The following is a 291-nucleotide window of genomic DNA, read 5'->3' as shown; positions in this document are numbered from 1 at the left end:
GTAGAGGTATCTACTGCAACTCCTCCGATACTTGATAGGCTATCATTTAATTGATTGATGGCTGCTTGCAACTGAGGAAGGCCTGTCAATAAGGCCTGTATTTGACTAGACTGTTCAGCAGACAAACTAGTTGAACTAGCGAGTTGCTCCAAACCTGCCTGCAATTGATTGGCTCCTGTTACCAGTTGTTCAACCTGGCTTGCTCCTGTTTGCAATTGTCCCACCCCAGCGATGAGCTGAGAGGAATTAGCATTTAATTGCTCCGCACCTGAAGCAAGACTCGCTACCCCA

1 pseudogene is annotated in these 291 nt (G+C 47.1%); it reads right to left on the bottom strand.

Annotated features, from left to right (window positions below):
• Positions 1-291, bottom strand: a pseudogene (locus C1E99_RS00525) (YhgE/Pip domain-containing protein); the annotation flags it as partial.

It is taken from the genome of Streptococcus suis (assembly GCF_002964045.1).
In the GTDB taxonomy this organism is placed as follows: domain Bacteria; phylum Bacillota; class Bacilli; order Lactobacillales; family Streptococcaceae; genus Streptococcus; species Streptococcus suis_U.
This window is presented reverse-complemented; position numbering and strand designations above follow the sequence as displayed.